The sequence below is a fragment of the Novosphingobium taihuense genome (genome assembly GCF_007830315.1).
GTDB lineage: Bacteria > Pseudomonadota > Alphaproteobacteria > Sphingomonadales > Sphingomonadaceae > Novosphingobium > Novosphingobium taihuense.
Genome location: NZ_VLKJ01000006.1, coordinates 37,861 through 55,077, shown reverse-complemented (window position 1 = coordinate 55,077; position 17,217 = coordinate 37,861). Strand labels below are relative to the sequence as shown.

The following is a 17,217-nucleotide window of genomic DNA, read 5'->3' as shown; positions in this document are numbered from 1 at the left end:
CTTCCCTTTCCCGCGCCTTTCTGCAAAGGGGCCTGCCCGCGCAGGATGTTCTTGCGCAGCAATGTGGCGACCGTAGCTCAGCTGGTTAGAGCGCCGGTTTGTGGTACCGGAGGTCGGGGGTTCGAACCCCCTCGGTCGCCCCATTCTCTCCTGACAATTCAGACAATTCGCTGTCCCCGGTCTCGCTCCGGGGCATAGCCTTTTGGTGTCGGTCGCAGCCATTGCGCTTGCCCCTTCGCGCGCCAAGTGGCAGAGCACTGCTGGACCGGCGGCGGGGGTCGCCGGGAGAAGGATAAGATTGCCCCGCGCCCATGCACGGTTTTGCCAATCCCGCCCGTTTTCTGCGCCTTGCCCGCTGGATGATGCCGCTGTTGCTGGTCTCCGGCCTGCTGCTTTCGATGGGCGCCGTGCTTTACGGCGTGCTCGTCGTCCCTCCTGATCGGCTGATGGGCGAAACGGTGCGCATCCTGTTCATCCACGTGCCCGCTGCGTGGCTCGGCATGGCCGGCTGGTCGACGATAGCTATCGCCAGCCTTGTCGAACTGGTCTGGCGTCATCCGCTGGCGGCCATCGCAGGGCGTGCTGCTGCGGTGCCCGGAGCAACCTTCACCGCAATCTGCCTTGCCACCGGCTCGATCTGGGCCCGGCCCACATGGGGCACGTGGTGGGTCTGGGACGGACGGCTGACCAGCTTCCTTATCCTCTTGTTCCTGTATTTGGGCTATATCGCGCTTTCGGGCGCTGCGCAGCGCGATATGGCAGGTGGCGGAGGCGGCAGCCGGATCACGGCGATCTTTGGCCTTGTTGGCGCAATCAACATCCCGATCATCAACCGTTCGGTGGTGTGGTGGAACAGTCTGCACCAGCCTCCCTCGATCACCATGGGCAGGTCATCGATCGACGGCACGTTCCTGTGGCCGCTGCTGATTGCGGCGATCGGCTTCAGCCTTGTCTTCGGCGGTGTTGTTCTCGCGCGCATGCGCACTCTTCTGGCCGACATTCAGGCCGAGGCGCGCCTGCGTCGCAAAGCAATGGCATAAGGCAGACATGCGCGAAGGTCTTGAACAGTGGGATTATGTGGCGGCCGCCCTGGCAATCGGCGTGATCGGCACGCTGCTGCTGGTCGGCTGGTCGCTTGCGGCCATGGTGCGTGCCGAACGTCGCCGGGATAAGGTGAGGGGCAAGTGAGCAGCAGTACTTCCGGCGGCATCAAGCCCAAGCACCAGCGTCTCGTGTTGCTGGTCATCGCGCTGGTCGCGCTGGTCGGGGCAGGGTTGCTCGCGGCCTATGCCCTGTCCAATCAGGCGAGCTACTTCTACGTGCCGAGCGATCTGGTGAAGGACCGACCGGAAGAGGGCCGCGCCATCCGGCTAGGCGGCATGGTCGAAAAAGGCTCGCTCAAGACCCGCGCTGATGGGGTTACGATCGATTTCGTGGTGGGCGATGGCAAGGCTCGCGTGCCCGTCCGCTATACCGGCATCACGCCGGACCTCTTCGTCGAAGGATCGGGCGTGGTTGCCGAGGGGCGCATGGAGGGTGAAACTTTCGTGGCCGACAATCTCCTCGCCAAGCACGACGAGAAGTACGTTCCCCGCCAGATGGGCGATATGACCGCCGCACAGGCCAAGGAAGTGGTGGCCGAAACCAAATGATCGCTGAAATTGGCCTTGCCGTCCTGTGGATGGCCGCAGCTCTTGCGCTGTTGCAGCTCTTTGCCGGCATTTCGGCGCTTCGCCCCGGCGGGAAGGTGCTTGCAGGCGTGGTTCGTCCGCTTGCGGTGATGCAGGGAGCTCTCGTCGCGGTCTCGTTTCTCGCGCTGATCGACCTGTTTCTCGAGACGGACCTGTCAGTCAAGCTGGTGGCGGCAAACAGCCATTCGATGAAGCCGTTCATCTTCAAGCTCGCGGGCACATGGGGCAATCATGAAGGCTCGATGCTGCTATGGGTGACGATTATGGCAGTCTCGGGCGGGATCGTCGCGCTCGTGGAAAAGCGCCTGCGCGAAGATACGCTGATCGCGACCCTTGCCGGGCAGGCCTTCGTCAGCCTCGGCTTCTATGCCTTCCTGCTGCTGTCCTCGAACCCGTTCGAGCGTCTGCCCGAGCCCGCTCCTGATGGCATGGGCCTCAACCCGCTGCTGCAGGACATCGGCCTCGCCTTCCATCCGCCCACGCTCTACGTCGGCTACGTCGGTCTCTCGGTCGCCTTCAGCTTCGCCATCGGCGCCTTGGTCACGCGTGATGTCGGGCCCGCCTTCGCCCGGGCAATGCGGCCATGGGTGCTGGGGGCATGGATATTCCTCACGATCGGGATCACCGCTGGGTCCTACTGGGCCTATTACACGCTCGGCTGGGGCGGCTGGTGGTTCTGGGACCCGGTCGAGAATGCCTCGCTGATGCCCTGGCTTGCGGCAACTGCCTTGCTGCATTCGGTCTCGGTGCTGGCAAGCCGAAATGCCTTGCGCGCGTGGACGGTCATGCTGGGCGTTATTGCCTTCTCGATGTCGATGGTCGGCACGTTCCTCGTCCGCTCGGGCATCCTGACCTCGGTCCACGCGTTCGCGGTCGATCCGGAGCGCGGCTCGTTCATCCTTGCGCTGCTGGCGATCTACATCGGCGGCGCTCTGGCGCTCTTCGGCATTCGAGCCTCGACGGTGACCGAGGGCGAGCGGTTCAGCCCCGTCAGCCGCGAGGCGAGTCTCGTCTTCAACAACGTGATGCTCTGCGGCATCCTCGGCATCGTCCTGCTCGGCACGCTCTATCCGCTGCTGACCGAGGCGTTCGGCGCCAAGGTTTCGGTGGGGCCGCCGTACTTCAATCCCGTCTCTGCGATCTTCGCGATCCCGATGATGATGGTGATGACCGTCGGACCGCTGCTGCGCTGGCGCAAGGACAACCCGGGGCGCATCACCGCCACGGTCGCGGTTCCGGCCTTGCTTGCTGCGCTGGCTCTGCTCGCCGTTGTCGTCTTTGCCCCTGGCATCCGCCTGCTGCCAATGCTCGGCATTGCGGTGGGTATCGCCCTTGCCGTGGCGAGCTGGTTCCCGCTTAGGGGGCGCAACCTGCGTCGCACCCCGATCAACGTGTGGGGCATGGTGATCAGCCACTTCGGCATTGCTGTGGCACTTCTTGGTGCAGCCAGCGAAAGTGCGTTTTCGACAGAACGTCTCGCCGCAATGAATGTTGGCGATGTGCAAAGCGTAGGGCCGATCGAGCTGAAGCTGCTCAGCATCGAACCCGTCGCCGGGCCGAACTGGACGGCTCTCGAGGCTACCGTTTCCGCATCCTACAAGGGAGGAGAGCCGGTCACCCTGCACCCGCAGGCGCGGACGTTCTCCTCGCCGCCCGGTGAGCGCACCGAATCCGCGCTCCACACCCGCTGGAACGGCCAGCTCTACGCGGTGCTCGGCAACGAAGGCGAAGACGGCCGCTGGCAGATGCGCTTCTGGTGGAAACCATTCGTGCCGCTGCTGTGGCTTGGTGGACTGCTCGTCGCGTTCGGCGGCCTGCTTGCGCTGCTCGGCCGCGTGGCAAAGGATATCAAGCGACTGCGGGTGTTCGACAAGCTTGCCTACCGCAAATCGCGTCTGGAGCAGCTCAAGTGAGCGAACCGGCCCCCAAACGCCCCGGTCTTGCGATCTGGCTTCCGCTTATCCTGTTCGGCGCGTTCTTTGCGCTCGTCATCTGGGGCTTGGTCCGTCCGGCGGATCGGGAAGTGGCCAGTGCATTCATCGGCAAGCCGTTGCCGTCGTTCGCACTGGAAGCAGCAGTCGAAGATCGCCCCGGCCTAGCCACTGCCGATTTCAAGGCGGGCAAGCCCAAGCTGCTGAACGTCTTTGCCAGCTGGTGCGTGCCGTGCGCGATCGAAAGTCCGCAGCTGGCCGCTCTGGCCAAGCAGGGGGTCGAGATCGACGGGGTGGCCATCCGTGACCGGCGCGAAGATGTTGCGCGCTTTCTTGCCACCAACGGCAATCCTTTCGCGCGCATCGGCAAGGATGACCTCTCGCAGGTCCAGCTCGCCATCGGCTCGTCAGGCGTGCCGGAGACTTTCGTGATCGATGGCAAGGGCGTGATCCGCTATCAGCATATCGGCGAAATCCGGGAAGAGGATATGTCGCTCATCCTCGAAAAGCTGAAGGAGGCGGAATCGTGAGCCTTCTGATCAAGCGTATTGCATTGGCCGTCCTTGTCCTCTTTGCTGCCCCGCTCGCCGCTCAGGACCTGCTCCCGCCCGCCCCATACGCCTACAAGCAACTCGAAGACCCGGCGCAGGAAGCCAAGGCGCAGGCGCTGATGGAAACGCTGCGCTGCCTTAAGTGCCAGAGCCAGGCGATTTCCGATTCCGATGCGCCGATGGCAGGCGACATGCGCCATCAGGTCCGCACCCGCATCAAGGCGGGCGAGGACCCTGAGGCCATCCGTACATGGCTCATCGAACGCTATGGCGATTACGTGAGCTATGCACCGCAAAACAAGCCGATCATGTGGCCGCTGTTCGCCGCGCCGCTGGTGATCCTCCTGCTTGCTGGCATCCTGTTGCGGGGGCGTTTCCGCAAAGCCGCCAAGTCGGAGAAGGCCGAATGACCTGGGTTATCGTCCTTCTGATCGCGGCAGCGGTGTTTGGCCTGCTCGCTTGGGTCCTGAAGATGCCGCGGGCCGGGTGGGAGCTTTCGGGCGCAGCCTTGCTGGTCGGCATCGCCGGTTATGCGTTGCAGGGTTCGCCTAGCCAACCTGGCGCGCCCAAGGCACCAGTCGAGAACAAGCGTGCCGCTGACGAGGCGCTGGTCAAGCAGCGGCAGCAGATGGGTGACCAGTTCGCCCAGGGGCAGAGCTGGCTTATCCTCGCCGACGGGCTTGCCCGGCAGGGGCAGTATGGCGCCGCCGCCGAAGTCCTGCGCAAGGGAACCCAACAGTTTCCCAAGGACGCAGATCTCTGGGTGTCACTCGGCAATGCCCTTGTGGGTCATAGCGACGGCCTTATCACACCTGCCGCGCAGTTTGCCTTTCAGAAGGCGGCCACGATTGCGCCCGACCATCCCGGCCCCCCGTTCTTCATGGGGCTCGCACTGGCGCAATCGGGTCGCCTTGCCGATGCCCGCGCGATGTGGGCGGAACTCCTGCGCCGTTCGCCTGACGATGCGCCCTATCGCGCCGATCTGGTGGAGCGAATCCAGCGGATCGACTCGATCATTGCTCAAAGCTCCGGCGCCGCTACAGCCGGAGCTCCGGTTCCGACCCCGCCGGAAGAGCCCGCGCCGTCTGGCCAAGAAGCTGAATAATTGTGAAAAATTTGGCGCGAGGAACGCCAATCCCTGCCGTTCGTTAGGGACCGGCAGATGCGTTCTCCAGCCCATTGCAGGGCCTTTGGGGCAGTGCTAAAGCGCCGCGCCGTTTCCGCCGTTCCGGCGCAAACGTTCGAGGCTTTGAGGCCGGGGGCACCGTTGCCATGAGTGATGCCGTTAGCGATGCGGAACCTACCAGCGCACCCGCGCCTGTGCATTCGGTTGCCCATCCGGCAGGCCATGCCCATGGAGGACACTCGCACGGTCCGCTGATGAAGCTCGCGGTCGGCGCGATCGGCGTCGTCTTCGGCGATATCGGTACGAGCCCGCTCTACGCCTTGCGCGATACATTCGCCGGGCACCACAAGCTCCCGCTCGACCTGCTGCACATCTACGGCATCATCAGCCTGATGTTCTGGTCGATGATGATCATCGTGACGTTCAAGTACGTCTCGGTCATAATGCGCGCGGACAATAAGGGCGAGGGCGGCAGCCTCGCACTGTTGGCGCTTATCAACCAGCACACCGATGGCAAGCGCTGGGGCAAGGGCATCATCCTGCTCGGCGTGTTTGCGACCGCGCTGTTCTACGGCGATTCCATGATCACCCCGGCGGTTTCGGTCATGGGCGCAATCGAAGGTGTCGCGGTTTACCGCCCTGACATGCATCCGTTGATCGTACCGCTCGTCGTCGGCATCCTCATCGGCCTGTTCTTCATCCAGAGCCGCGGCACCGAGAAGGTCGCAGCCTTCTTCGGCCCGATCATGCTGGTCTATTTCGGCACGATCGCCGTACTGGGTGCGCTCAGCATCGCGCAGTATCCGCAAGTGATCTCCGCTTTGAGCCCGCATCATGCCGTGACTATGTTCCTGGCCGACCCGTATCGTGGTTTTCTGGCGATGGGGGCGGCCGTGCTGGCGGTGACGGGTGCAGAGGCGCTCTATGCCGACATGGGCCATTTCGGCCGCAGCCCCATCCGCATATCGTGGCTGGCCTTCGTCCTGCCCGCGCTTGTGCTAAATTACCTCGGTCAGGCCTCGCTACTCATCCGCAACCCGGCCGCGCTCGAGAGCCCGTTCTATTACCTGGCGCCTGAGTGGTTCCAGTGGCCGCTGCTGTTCATCGCCTCTTGCGCGGCGGTCATCGCCTCGCAGGCAGTGATTTCCGGCGCGTTTTCCGTGACGCAGCAGGCCATCCAGCTTGGCTTCATCCCGCGCATGACGATCAAGCACACCTCGACCGCGGCGGGCCAGATCTACATCCCGGTGATCAACTGGGCGCTGATGATCGCGGTGATCCTGCTGGTATTGGTGTTCCAGCGCTCGTCGAACCTTACGGCCGCCTATGGCATCGCGGTGACGGGTGCGATGCTGATCGACAACTTCCTGCTCGCGGTGGTGCTGTTCAAGCTGTGGCAGTGGAAGGGGCCAGCGGCGATAGCCATGCTCGCGCTGTTCTTCGCGATCGATGGGGCCTACCTTGGCGCAAACATGACCAAGATCCCTGATGGCGGCTGGGTGCCGCTGGTCATGGGCGTGGCGATCTTCACCCTGCTCACCACGTGGTCGCGCGGTCGCGCACTGATGCGGGAGAACATGGCCGAAGGCACCATCCCGCTTGAGGTCTTTACCAAGTCCGCCCACTCCAGTGCCGCTCGCGTGTCGGGAACGGCAATCTTCATGGCCTCGACCGCAGCAGGCGTCCCCTCGGCGCTGCTGCACAACATCAAGCACAACAAGGTCCTGCACGAACGCGTGGTGATCCTGACGGTCTCGATTGAGGACGTGCCTTACGTCGATCCCGAAGAGCGCTATTCGGTGAAGGATTTCGGCAACGGCTTCTATCGCCTGACATTGCGTTTCGGCTTCCTGGAGGAGACTGACGTGCCTGCCGCGCTTCAGGGCGTGAGCATGTGCGGCGAGCCGTTCAACATGATGAAGACCAGCTTCTTCCTCTCACGCCAAACGCTCATCCCGTCGGACAAGCCGGGCATGGCGCTGTGGCGGGAAAAGCTGTTTGCGTGGATGTTGCGCAATGCCGCCAGCGCGATGGAGTTCTTCCGCCTGCCAACCAACCGCGTTGTCGAACTGGGCAGCCAATTGAAGATCTGATTGCTCGGGTACAAATTCGGTTTATCGCGCTTTTGCCTGCAGCCTCTTGGATTTCTGGCAGAAATCCATTAGCGTTCATCAATTCGGGCCAACAGGGGCGCACGAATGTCCGATAGCGCGCTGTTGCGCGAAATTCTCGATGCACAGCTGGAAACGGTTTGCCGGTTCAGGGCGGACGGGACGATCCTGTTCGTCAACCGCGCGTATGCCCGCACGCTGGAGCGCGAACCCCAGGACCTGACCGGACGTAACCTGTGGGATTTCGTTACCGGCGAAGATCAGGAGCATGTGCGCGAGATGCTGAGGCATCTTACGCCGGACCAGCCAGAACTCACCATCGAGAACAGGTTCGAAGCGGCGAACGGTACGCGCTGGATGCTCTGGCGCAACCATGCGCTCGAGTTTGACGCCACGGGAGCCTGGTCGGTCGCGCAATCCACCGGCATCGACATTACCCAACGCAAGGAACTGGAAGAACAGCTCGAACTTCTCGTCGGCGAACTCAACCATCGGGTCAAGAACACCCTGATGGTGGTACAGGCGATGGCGCATCAGACCTTCCGCGGCGCTGAATCTCCCGAACGGAAAGTCTCGACCTTCACCAACCGGCTCTCGGCCCTGTCCGGTGCTCACGATGCGTTGAGCCGGACAAATTGGGCAGGTGCGCGGCTCATCGAAATCGTCCGACAGGGTCTGCTGATCTGCGGCCCGGACGACATGCGTGTCGACATCGCCGGGCCAGACGTGCTCATGCCCGCAGGCGCCACGGTTTCGCTGGTCATGGTGCTTCACGAGCTTGCTACCAATGCCATGAAATACGGGGCGCTATCCGGCCTTTCTGGACGCGTTTCGGTGCATTGGACCGCGCAGCAGGACGGCATGATCGAGATTGATTGGGTAGAGAGCGGCGGACCTGAGGTCATACCGCCATCGCGTAAGGGCTTTGGTTCCCGTCTTTTGACAGAAGCGGTGCCACGTCAGCTCGGCGGACGTGTTAAGCTCGACTACGATTCCAAGGGATTGCGGTGCCAGATCGCGGTTCCACAGGACAGGATGGCATGATGATTGATGGCAAGCGCATTCTGGTGGTCGAAGACGAATTCATCGTCGCGGCCATGCTTTGCGATACACTGGAAGACAACGGGGCAGTGCCGCTCGGGCCTGTCGGGCGTGTCGCTGAAGGTCTGACCGTCATCGCACAAGGTGGCATTGATGCCGCAGTGCTCGATTGGAACCTTGCGGGCGAGCCGGGAACGCCGCTGGCCGAAGCGCTGGCAGAGCGTGGCATACCGTTCGTGATCGCCACCGGCTATGGCTCGGTCGAGGCGCCGTTTGCGGATCGGCCGATCCTGGGGAAGCCATACATCTCGGCCAATCTGATCGAGAAGCTTTCCGCCTTGTTCTAAGGAGGAATTGCCGGAGCGGCAGTGCCGCCCCGGCTATCGTCGCATCAGTCCTTCTTGGCTTCTGCGACGGATTCGTTGTGCAGGCTGGCCTCGGCTTCAGCCGCTTCCTGCTTGGTTTTGGCCGCAGCCTTGTCGGCCATTTCGTCAGTCTTGGCTGCGGCGTCATCCACGGCTGCTGCCGCCTTGTCGCCGAGTTCGTCGGTGGCAGCGGCGGCCTTGTCCGCCGCGTTCGCGACGTCGTTGCCTGCCGATTCTGCGGTCGTAGCTGCAGCATCCTGCGTCTTTTCAGAACAGGCCGAAAGCGTAAGCGCCGTGGCCGCAGCCGCGGCGAAAAGCGTGAATTTGCGCATGTGGTGGAAAACTCCCCTTATCGTGTTGTGCCCGCAGAGCGGGCTCAAGCGGTAACGCATGAAAGCGCTTTGTTATCCCGCGGCAGAAAATAAGCGTCTCACGGCGGGTGGGGCGAAAGAAAAAGGGCGCAGCGACAACAGACGCCACGCCCTTTCCAGGTTCGTTTGATCGCCTGGATCAGCCGAGGTTTGCGCTCACCATGCAATAGAGCATCGGCAGCGAAAGCAGCAGGTTGGTGCGGCTGGCGGCAAGCGCGCGCGGAGCGGCAGCGGCCTTCTCTTCGGCCGAGGCTTCGACGATTCCGAGGATCTTCTTCTGGGCCGGCCAGATGATGAACCACACGTTGAACGCCATGATCAGCGCCAGCCACATGCCAAGGCCGATCATGTTGACCGAACCTTCGCCCGAGAAGGTCAGTGCGGTGTGGCCGTAACCATTGACGAACGCGATCACGAGGCCGGTCACTACGGTCAGCAGCGCAGCGTAGCGGAAGAAGAAGAACACCTTCGGAGCGATGTGCCCGGTGATCGCGCCCTTCTGTTCGGCAGGGATCTTGGGCATGGTCGGAACCTGCACGAAGTTCAGGTAATAGAGCAGGCCGATCCAGAGGATGCCGAAGAACGCGTGAAGCCAGCGGAACACCGAATTGGTATCTACCGGAGCGGATGCGCCATAGCCCAGCATCACTGCAACGGCAGCGACGAGGCCGACGACAAGTACGAGATGAAGATTGCCAAAGAACTTGGCCATGATTTTTCCCCCTATGGTGCAACCGTCGTATGGCGAGGGCACGACCATGCCCCCACGGTTGCCGCGCATATTAGGCGCTGTGATGCAAATGTCACACGAAAATAGGGGTAGGCAGAGTGTTCGCGCCGGCAGGGCGTTCAATCGTGCGGCGGGTTCTGCTCGACGTCGGTTTCAGCTCCGACCGCAAGCCCGTGCTTCATCAGCATCGGTATCTGTGCGAAGGTGAACAGGAAGGACAGCGTGGTGACGCCCCAAAGCTTGGCCTGAAGCCAGATCTCGAAATTGCCGTTGGCGGTATTGAAGAAGTAGCGCAGCACCTCGTTGAGAGCGGCCAGGAACAGGAAAAAGAACGCCCAATTGCGCGAAAGCTTGAGCCAGCCCTGCTCGTCCAGCCCGTCGAACGCGGCTTCCAGCAGATAGCGCAGCATCGCCTTGCCTCGTGCTAGGCCGGCAAACAGGACAGCGGCAAACAGCAGGTAGATCGCCGTTGGCTTGACCTGGATCCAGAAAGGATCGCCAAGCAGCACGGTCAGCGTCCCGAAGCCGAGGATCAGCACCGTCGACAGCCAGAGCATCGGCGAGATCTTGCCAAGGCGAAGCTTCGAGACGATCAGCGCCACGACAGTCGCCACCATGAATGCTGCCGTGCCCTTGGTCACCGCCACCACTTCGGCAAGCCCGGCATCGCCGCCATCGCGCTTGTAATAACGATAGGCGAGGAAGAACACGAGCAGCGGACCGTAGTCCACCAGCAGGTTTACCCAGGAGGATTTTGGTTTCGTCTCGGGCTTCTTCTGGATTTCGCTCACCGGAACACTCCCGCGATGACCTTGGCGACAAGGTCGGGGTCGAAGGGTCGCAGATCGTCGATCTTTTCGCCCACGCCAATGGCATGGATCGGCAGACCATACTGCTCTGCTGCCGCGACCAGAACGCCGCCGCGCGCGGTGCCATCCAGCTTGGTCATGATAAGCCCGGTCACGCCCGCCACTTCCTTGAAGATCTCGATCTGCTGCAAGGCATTCTGTCCGTTGGTGGCATCGAGCACCAGCACAACGTCGTGCGGCGCCTCGGGGTTGAGACGACCAAGCACGCGGCGCACTTTGGCCAGTTCGTCCATCAGCTCGCGCTTGTTCTGCAGGCGACCCGCAGTGTCGACGATCAGCGTGTCAATGCCGGTGTCCGTGGCAGTCTTCACCGCATCGAACACGATGGCCGCAGGATCGCCGCCTTCGGGCCCGGTTACGATCGGAACGCCGAGCCGCTCGGCCCAGACCTTGAGCTGGCCGATGGCGGCGGCGCGGAAGGTATCACCAGCTGCCAGCATCACACCATAGTCCTGTTCCTGGAACAGGTGGGCCAGTTTTGCGATGGTCGTGGTCTTGCCCGAACCGTTGACGCCGATCACGAGGATCACCTGCGGGCGCGGGAAGGCGACGATCTCCAGCGGCTTGGCTACAGGACGAAGGATCGCGGCGATCTCTTCGGCGACAGCTTCCTTAAGGCCCTGCTCGTCAACGCCGTTCTCGAACCGTGCGCCTTTCAGCCGCTCGCGGATGCGCCCTGCGGCGCGCGGGCCGAGATCCGAAAGGATCAGCGCATCCTCGATGTCGTCAAGCTGCGCATCGGTCAGGCGCGAGGCACCGACGATGCCGCCGAGGTTCTCGGCTAGCCGCTCGGACGTCTTGCGGAAGCCCCCGAGGATTCGATCGGACCAGCTTTCGCCACTCATTCCAGTATTCCTTCAACGATCTTGGTCGGCGTCACCGTGACGAGGCTGCCCACCGGGGTGCCTTGCGGAACGCGATAGCTTGCAAAGTGTCCCGCATGGCCGGTTCCGTCGCGCTCGGCAAGGACCTGTGCCGGATGCCCGAGCAACGACGCGAACCAGCGGGCGCGTTCTTCGGCCACGGCGGCACGGACTTCGGCGGCCCGCTCCCGCACGATGACGGGATCGACCTGCGGCATTCGCGCCGCTGGCGTGCCGGGGCGGGGGGAATAGGGAAACACGTGGCCATGGACGATGCCGCACTCGCGCACGATCGAGACATTGTCTGCGTGCATCTCCGGCGTTTCGGTGGGGAACCCGGCGATGAGGTCGGCACCGATGGCGATCTCCGGCCGGAGCGCCTTCATCGCCTGCACCAGCACGATGGCCTGATCGCGCGAATGCCGCCGCTTCATCCGCTTGAGGACCATGTCACTGCCCGATTGCAGCGAAAGATGAACGTGCGGCATGATCCGGGGCTCGTTGGTGATAAGATCGAACAGCAGCGGATCGATCTCCACCCCGTCGAGCGAGGACAGGCGCAGGCGGGGCAGGGCGGGGAAGGCTTCGAGGATCGCGCCGACCAGATCGCCAAGGCGCGGCTCGCCCGGCAGGTCCGCTCCCCACGAGGTGACGTCAACGCCTGTAAGCACGACTTCGCCCACGCCCTCATGGCGCGCGATGGCATCGATCACCTCTGCTATCGGAAGTGACACGCTTTGCCCGCGACCCTGCGGGATGATGCAGAACGTGCAGGCATGATCACACCCATTCTGCACCGGTATGAAAGCGCGGGTGTGTCTGCTCGGTTCAGAACGTGAAGGCAGGACTCCGCTTCCGTGGGTTAGCCAAGCCGCAGGCTTAAGCTTGTCGGCATTGAGCACGACCGCGTCGACCTCAGCCATCGCGGCAAAGGCATCCTGCTCGATTGTCGCGGCGCATCCCGTGACAACCAGACGCGCCTCGGGATTCTCTCGCCGCAGCCGCCGTACCGCACGGCGCGATTGGCGCACGGCTTCTGCCGTCACGGCGCAGGAATTGACCACCACCGTTGGCGGGCCATCTGCGAGAAACCCGCGTATCGCCTCGCTCTCCGCAATGTTGAGGCGGCAACCCAGAGAGACGATTCCGCCGCTCATGCCGGGAAGTCGGCGTCCTCGAACGATCCTTCAAAGCTCAGCGCAGCAGGGCCGGTCATCTCGATGGTGCCGCCTTCTGGCCAGGCAATCGTCAGCGGTCCGCCGGGCAGATCGACCCGCACCTTGCGGCCGGTCAGCTTGCGGCGCATGGCCGCGACTGCCGTGGCACAGGCGCCGGTGCCGCACGCCCGCGTCAGGCCCGCACCGCGCTCCCAGACCCGCAGTTTGAGGTGATCCGGGCCGACCAAGCTGGCGACATTGACGTTCACGCGTTCGGGAAAAACCGGGTCATTCTCGATAATTGGTCCCAATCGCTCCAGCTCCACGGCATCGGCATCGGGCACGAAAAACACCGCGTGAGGGTTCCCCACATTCACGCCGACGGGATTCTCCAACTCTTCCCAGCCAACCGGCAACTCCAGGGTATCCATGGCATAACTCAGGGGGATCTCTTGCCAGTCGAAGCGGGGCGAACCCATGTCGACCGACACCCCGTCTGCGCCTGCCTCGGAGCGGATAAGCCCACCCAGCGTCTCGATGCTCTGCGTTCCGCCAAGGAGAAGTCCGACAGCCCTGCTGGCATTGCCACAGGCCTCGACTTCGCTGCCGTCATTGTTGAAGATCCGCATCCGCACATCGGCCACGTCCGAAGGTTCGAGCACGATCAACTGGTCGCAGCCGATCCCGGTGCGGCGGTCAGCCAGCGCCGCGGCGCGCCGCGTGGTCATGGGAACCGGCGCCTCGCGGGCGTCGATCACGACGAAATCGTTGCCGAGGCCGTGCATCTTGCGGAAGGGAATGCGCATGGCGCGCGACTTAGGGATTCGCGCGCATCATGGCAATGCATTGAGCCAATTCAGGCGCAGAGCGGATCAGGCCGTGGCCGAGCGGGGTGTCTCGTCCGCTGCTTCGACTTCCGGCGCCGATGGGAGCATTTCACGATCGGCCAGCAGAGCGCGCACCGCGTCAGCATCGGCAGGCTGGCCATAGAGGAAGCCCTGTCCCTTGAACGAGCCGAACTTGCGCAACTCGTCGAGAACCTCTGGCGTCTCGATTCCCTCGGCCGTTATCGGCAGGTCCATGCCTCTGCCGAGAGAGGAGATGGCCTCGATGATCGTCGCGCTGTCCTTGTTCTTGCCGAGGTTCGACACGAAGAAGCGGTCGATCTTGATCTGGTCGAAAGGCAGGGTGCGCAGCTGTGCAAGGCTCGAGTAGCCGGTGCCGAAATCGTCGAGACTGATGCGAATGCCCTGGTTCTTGAGGCTTGTGATCAGCGTGCGGACGACGCCGATGTTCTCGTGCAGGCAGGTCTCGGTAATCTCGATGTCGAGCCGGTGCGGTGGGAAATTGGCTTCGACCAGCAGCTTGAGCAGCTTCTGCGCGAACCAGGGATCGCGGAGCTGCAGCGGCGAGATGTTGACTGACAGCGTCAGTCGCGGGTCCCATTCGCGTGCATCGCGCAGGGCCTGACGGATCAGATTCTCCGAAAGTTCCGAAATCAGGCCGATCTCTTCGGCAATCGGGATGAACAGTTCGGGGCTGAGCAGGCCATGCTTCGGGCTCTTCCAGCGGGCCAGCATTTCGAAGCCTGCCAGCTCGCCGGTGTCGAGATCGATCTGCTTTTCGTAGTAGGGCACGAATTCGCCCCGAGGAATTCCCTCACGGATGCCGCGTTCAAGTTCGCTGCGGAATCGCAGTTCGCTTTCCATGTTCTGTTCGAACCAGCAATAGCGGTTCCGTCCGGCTTTCTTGGCCTGGTACATGGCGAGGTCGGCGCGGTGCAGCAGCGTCTCGGCAAGGATCGCCTGATCGCCGGGCGTGGTAGTGGCAAGGCCGATCGACGCGGTGACTTCAAGCGACATGCCGTCGACATCGACCGGGCGAGCGATCGAGGCGTTAAGCCGGATCATCAGTCGATCGATCGCTTCGGCATGGTCGGGATCATAGATCGCGGCAAAGGCGAACTCGTCTCCGCCGAGCCGCGCCATGATCGAGCGTTCTGGCAGGATCGCGCGGATACGCTCAGCGGTGTGGAGCAGTACGGCGTCTCCTGCCTGATGGCCATGAACGTCGTTCGAGCGCTTGAAGTTGTCGAGGTCCATCATCATCGCCACGACTTCGTGCCCGGTAGTCCGGGCGGTCTGGATCATGTCCTGCAAGGCGGGGCCGATGCTGCGGCGGTTCAGGCAGCCGGTCAGTGGATCCGTGTGGGCGAGCTTGTGGGCAGTCTCCTCGGCCTCGCGACGCTGGTCGACCTCGCGCGTCAGATCGACGTAGCGACGCCAGCCAAACAACAGCAACGCGATGTTGAGGATCAGAGCGGTGCCGAGCATCGGTTCCTGCGGGCGGCTGCCCGTGGCAAGTGCTTGCAGAAAATCGTGAAGCACGGACGAACCGTTGGCAACGAACAGCAGGACAGAGGCAATGATGATGCCAAGTCCGACAAAATCTTGCGTATTGCGCTGGCCGGACGGATCCGCACCTTCGCTCATAAGCGGCCCCGGACCAGTCGGTCCTGCGTTTAGCGGCGCTGTCGCCATACCCCTGCTTCGCCTTCCTCCGCGCCGCGAGCCGGTCCCTCCCGGACAAGCCCTTGGCCCTACGCAGCTAGAGGTAAGGGAACGTCCTGAAGTTTTGGTTAAGGTCGTGCTTAATCCCTTGCCGTGCTGACAGCTTGGCGGCGCCGTCCCGCATTGTATCGGGCTAAGCCGCTTGCCTTCAGGCGCAGGCGAGGCTAAGGGCCGCACCTGCAAGCGCCTTTGCGTCTTGCGGATTCGACAACGGCCCCTGTTCAGGATGCCACACGCTGGTCGGCGAGGTTTCGCCCACCGGCGTTTTTCGCGTTACGCGAAAATGGCTTTCGATCAAGGGAATGGTGATGGGAACGACGCGTGTTCGATAGTCTGTCAGACCGGCTTGGAGGCGTCTTTGACCGCCTGCGCGGCCGCGGCGCGCTGCGTGAAGAAGACGTCCTTGCGGCCATGCGCGAAGTGCGCATCGCGCTGCTCGAGGCAGACGTTGCGTTGCCTGTCGTCCGCCGTTTCATCGATTCGGTTTCCGAGCAGGCTGTCGGCCAGTCGGTCCTGAAGTCGGTCACGCCCGGCCAACAGGTCGTCAAGATTGTCAACGATGCGCTGGTCGAGATGCTTGGCGGCGGCACCGCCGAGCTTGACCTGAATGCCGCGCCCCCGGTCGTGATCATGATGGTCGGCCTGCAGGGTTCGGGCAAGACCACCAGCACTGCCAAGATCGCCAGGCTGCTGAAAGAGAAGCAGGGCAAGAAGGTCCTGATGGCCTCGCTGGACGTCAATCGTCCGGCAGCGCAGGAGCAGCTCAAGGTTCTGGGTGAACAGGCCGGCGTTGCCACGCTGCCTATCATCGCAGGCCAGATGCCGGTCGACATTGCGACGCGCGCGGTGAATGCCGCCAAGCTGCAGGCTGTCGACGTGCTCCTGCTCGACACAGCAGGCCGTCTCCACGTCGACCAGTCGCTGATGGACGAGATGAAGGCCGTGGCTGCCGTCTCGGTCCCGCGCGAAACGCTGCTTGTCGTTGACTCGCTGACGGGTCAGGACGCGGTCAACGTTGCGCAGTCGTTCTCGGGCGAGGTCGATCTGACCGGCGTCGTGCTGACCCGCATGGATGGCGATGCACGCGGCGGTGCGGCGCTGTCGATGCGCGCGGTCACCGGTAAGCCGATCAAGTTTGCGGGCACCGGGGAAAAGCTCGACGCGATCGAACCGTTCCACCCGGAACGCGTGGCGGGCCGTATCCTCGGCATGGGCGACATCGTCTCCATCGTCGAGAAGGCGGCGGCGACGATTGACGCCGAAGATGCCGAAAAACTGGCGCAGCGCATGTCGAAGGGGCAGTTCGACATGAACGACCTTCGCACCCAACTGCGTCAGATGCAGAACATGGGCGGTCTTGGCGTTCTGGCGGGCATGATGCCCGGCATGAAGAAGGCCAAGGCGGCGATGGCGCAGTCCGGCATGGACGACAAGGTGCTCCTGCGCATGGACGCGATCATCGGTTCGATGACGCCCAAGGAGCGCGAGAAGCCCGAACTGCTCAACGCCAAGCGCAAGATCCGCGTGGCCAAGGGCTCTGGCACGCAAGTGCAGGACGTCAACAAGCTTCTGAAGATGCATCAGGAAATGGCCAAGGCCATGAAGCAGATCAAGAAGATGGGCGGCCTCAAGGGGCTGGGCGCGCTGTTCGGCAAGGGTGGCCTTGGTGCCGCCATGCCGGGGCTCGACCAGCAAATGGGGCCCGGTGGTCTTGGCGGAATGGGCGGGGGCGGATTGCCCGGCCTCGGTTCCGGGGGGCTCCCCGGCAACCTTGGTGACCTGCTCAAGAAGCGCTGAATTTCCTGAAGTTTACCGATTAATACAATTTCGCTGAAAGGTTG

General features: G+C 63.0%; 18 protein-coding genes and 1 tRNA gene. 12 read left to right on the top strand and 7 right to left on the bottom strand.

The annotated features are described in order from the left end of the window. The first annotated feature begins 66 nt into the window (after window positions 1–66). From IQ25_RS12865 to IQ25_RS12820, 11 genes are all read left to right on the top strand, one after another. Window positions 67–143 (top strand) — tRNA-His (locus IQ25_RS12865). A gap of 168 nt (window positions 144–311) precedes the next feature. Further along, window positions 312–1,040: a heme ABC transporter permease CcmC gene (gene ccmC / locus IQ25_RS12860; RefSeq protein ID WP_144906452.1), complete on the top strand. Its 729-nt coding sequence runs from the start codon at window positions 312–314 to the stop codon at window positions 1,038–1,040. A 7-nt stretch (window positions 1,041–1,047) separates the two neighbouring features. Continuing rightward, entirely contained in the window at window positions 1,048–1,188 is a 141-nt protein-coding gene (locus IQ25_RS21170) for a hypothetical protein (protein WP_181447245.1), read from the top strand. Continuing rightward, complete coding sequence (ccmE, locus tag IQ25_RS12855) at window positions 1,185–1,652, top strand: cytochrome c maturation protein CcmE (RefSeq protein ID WP_144906450.1); 468 nt, start codon at window positions 1,185–1,187, stop codon at window positions 1,650–1,652. Before IQ25_RS21170 ends, ccmE begins: the two co-directional genes overlap by 4 nt. Next, window positions 1,649–3,604 carry a heme lyase CcmF/NrfE family subunit gene (locus tag IQ25_RS12850; protein WP_144906448.1) on the top strand — a complete coding sequence of 652 codons (1,956 nt, stop codon included), beginning with the start codon at window positions 1,649–1,651 and terminating at the stop codon, window positions 3,602–3,604. Before ccmE ends, IQ25_RS12850 begins: the two co-directional genes overlap by 4 nt. Further along, window positions 3,601–4,152: a DsbE family thiol:disulfide interchange protein gene (locus IQ25_RS12845; RefSeq protein ID WP_144906447.1), complete on the top strand. Its 552-nt coding sequence runs from the start codon at window positions 3,601–3,603 to the stop codon at window positions 4,150–4,152. Before IQ25_RS12850 ends, IQ25_RS12845 begins: the two co-directional genes overlap by 4 nt. Then, a complete protein-coding gene (locus IQ25_RS12840) occupies window positions 4,149–4,583 on the top strand; it encodes a cytochrome c-type biogenesis protein (protein ID WP_407070596.1) in 435 nt (144 codons plus the stop codon). The genes IQ25_RS12845 and IQ25_RS12840 overlap by 4 nt, the downstream gene beginning before the upstream one ends. Further along, window positions 4,580–5,278: a tetratricopeptide repeat protein gene (locus IQ25_RS12835; protein ID WP_144906443.1), complete on the top strand. Its 699-nt coding sequence runs from the start codon at window positions 4,580–4,582 to the stop codon at window positions 5,276–5,278. Before IQ25_RS12840 ends, IQ25_RS12835 begins: the two co-directional genes overlap by 4 nt. 167 nt (window positions 5,279–5,445) lie before the next feature. Next, the gene (locus IQ25_RS12830; protein ID WP_181447244.1) at window positions 5,446–7,392 is read left to right on the top strand and encodes a potassium transporter Kup; all 1,947 of its coding nucleotides are present in this window, start codon (window positions 5,446–5,448) and stop codon (window positions 7,390–7,392) included. Between the two features lie 105 nt (window positions 7,393–7,497). Next, on the top strand, window positions 7,498–8,454 hold the full coding sequence (locus IQ25_RS12825; protein ID WP_144906441.1) for a sensor histidine kinase: 957 nt from the start codon (window positions 7,498–7,500) through the stop codon (window positions 8,452–8,454). After that, on the top strand, window positions 8,454–8,798 hold the full coding sequence (locus IQ25_RS12820) for a response regulator (protein ID WP_220094547.1): 345 nt from the start codon (window positions 8,454–8,456) through the stop codon (window positions 8,796–8,798). Before IQ25_RS12825 ends, IQ25_RS12820 begins: the two co-directional genes overlap by 1 nt. A 44-nt stretch (window positions 8,799–8,842) precedes the next feature. On the opposite strand, the gene IQ25_RS12815 is transcribed toward IQ25_RS12820, so the two are convergent. From IQ25_RS12815 to IQ25_RS12785, 7 genes are all read right to left on the bottom strand, one after another. After that, window positions 8,843–9,148 (bottom strand): hypothetical protein, encoded by a 306-nt coding sequence (locus tag IQ25_RS12815; protein ID WP_144906437.1) that lies wholly within the window; start codon window positions 9,146–9,148, stop codon window positions 8,843–8,845. Window positions 9,149–9,326: 178 nt separating this feature from the next. Further along, complete coding sequence (locus IQ25_RS12810) at window positions 9,327–9,899, bottom strand: urate hydroxylase PuuD (RefSeq protein ID WP_144906435.1); 573 nt, start codon at window positions 9,897–9,899, stop codon at window positions 9,327–9,329. 137 nt (window positions 9,900–10,036) lie between these two features. Further along, window positions 10,037–10,699 carry an inner membrane-spanning protein YciB gene (locus tag IQ25_RS12805; protein WP_407070597.1) on the bottom strand — a complete coding sequence of 221 codons (663 nt, stop codon included), beginning with the start codon at window positions 10,697–10,699 and terminating at the stop codon, window positions 10,037–10,039. A 5-nt stretch (window positions 10,700–10,704) separates the two neighbouring features. Then, entirely contained in the window at window positions 10,705–11,631 is a 927-nt protein-coding gene (ftsY, locus tag IQ25_RS12800; RefSeq protein WP_144906430.1) for a signal recognition particle-docking protein FtsY, read from the bottom strand. Continuing rightward, window positions 11,628–12,806 (bottom strand): MiaB/RimO family radical SAM methylthiotransferase, encoded by a 1,179-nt coding sequence (locus tag IQ25_RS12795; RefSeq protein ID WP_144906428.1) that lies wholly within the window; start codon window positions 12,804–12,806, stop codon window positions 11,628–11,630. The genes ftsY and IQ25_RS12795 overlap by 4 nt, the downstream gene beginning before the upstream one ends. Further along, window positions 12,803–13,612: a diaminopimelate epimerase gene (dapF, locus tag IQ25_RS12790; protein WP_144906426.1), complete on the bottom strand. Its 810-nt coding sequence runs from the start codon at window positions 13,610–13,612 to the stop codon at window positions 12,803–12,805. Before dapF ends, IQ25_RS12795 begins: the two co-directional genes overlap by 4 nt. Before the next feature lie 66 nt (window positions 13,613–13,678). Beyond that, window positions 13,679–15,298, bottom strand: coding sequence for a putative bifunctional diguanylate cyclase/phosphodiesterase (locus tag IQ25_RS12785; protein WP_246415776.1), 1,620 nt, complete (start codon window positions 15,296–15,298; stop codon window positions 13,679–13,681). A 399-nt stretch (window positions 15,299–15,697) separates the two neighbouring features. Here IQ25_RS12785 and ffh point away from each other — a divergent pair, with 399 nt between their 5' ends. Beyond that, window positions 15,698–17,173: a signal recognition particle protein gene (ffh, locus tag IQ25_RS12780; RefSeq protein ID WP_144906422.1), complete on the top strand. Its 1,476-nt coding sequence runs from the start codon at window positions 15,698–15,700 to the stop codon at window positions 17,171–17,173. Window positions 17,174–17,217 lie beyond the last annotated feature (44 nt).

Coding starts and splice junctions, on each gene's coding strand:
- IQ25_RS12850 (WP_144906448.1), top strand. CDS start 1,649: ATGATCGCTGAAATTGGCCTTGCCGTCCTGTGGATGGCCGCAGCTCTT.
- IQ25_RS12830 (WP_181447244.1), top strand. CDS start 5,446: ATGAGTGATGCCGTTAGCGATGCGGAACCTACCAGCGCACCCGCGCCT.
- ftsY (WP_144906430.1), bottom strand. CDS start 11,631: ATGAGTGGCGAAAGCTGGTCCGATCGAATCCTCGGGGGCTTCCGCAAG.
- IQ25_RS12795 (WP_144906428.1), bottom strand. CDS start 12,806: ATGAGCGGCGGAATCGTCTCTCTGGGTTGCCGCCTCAACATTGCGGAG.
- IQ25_RS12810 (WP_144906435.1), bottom strand. CDS start 9,899: ATGGCCAAGTTCTTTGGCAATCTTCATCTCGTACTTGTCGTCGGCCTC.
- ccmC (WP_144906452.1), top strand. CDS start 312: ATGCACGGTTTTGCCAATCCCGCCCGTTTTCTGCGCCTTGCCCGCTGG.
- IQ25_RS12825 (WP_144906441.1), top strand. CDS start 7,498: ATGTCCGATAGCGCGCTGTTGCGCGAAATTCTCGATGCACAGCTGGAA.
- IQ25_RS12785 (WP_246415776.1), bottom strand. CDS start 15,298: ATGAGCGAAGGTGCGGATCCGTCCGGCCAGCGCAATACGCAAGATTTT.
- IQ25_RS21170 (WP_181447245.1), top strand. CDS start 1,048: ATGCGCGAAGGTCTTGAACAGTGGGATTATGTGGCGGCCGCCCTGGCA.
- IQ25_RS12815 (WP_144906437.1), bottom strand. CDS start 9,148: ATGCGCAAATTCACGCTTTTCGCCGCGGCTGCGGCCACGGCGCTTACG.
- IQ25_RS12835 (WP_144906443.1), top strand. CDS start 4,580: ATGACCTGGGTTATCGTCCTTCTGATCGCGGCAGCGGTGTTTGGCCTG.
- dapF (WP_144906426.1), bottom strand. CDS start 13,612: ATGCGCATTCCCTTCCGCAAGATGCACGGCCTCGGCAACGATTTCGTC.
- IQ25_RS12820 (WP_220094547.1), top strand. CDS start 8,454: ATGATTGATGGCAAGCGCATTCTGGTGGTCGAAGACGAATTCATCGTC.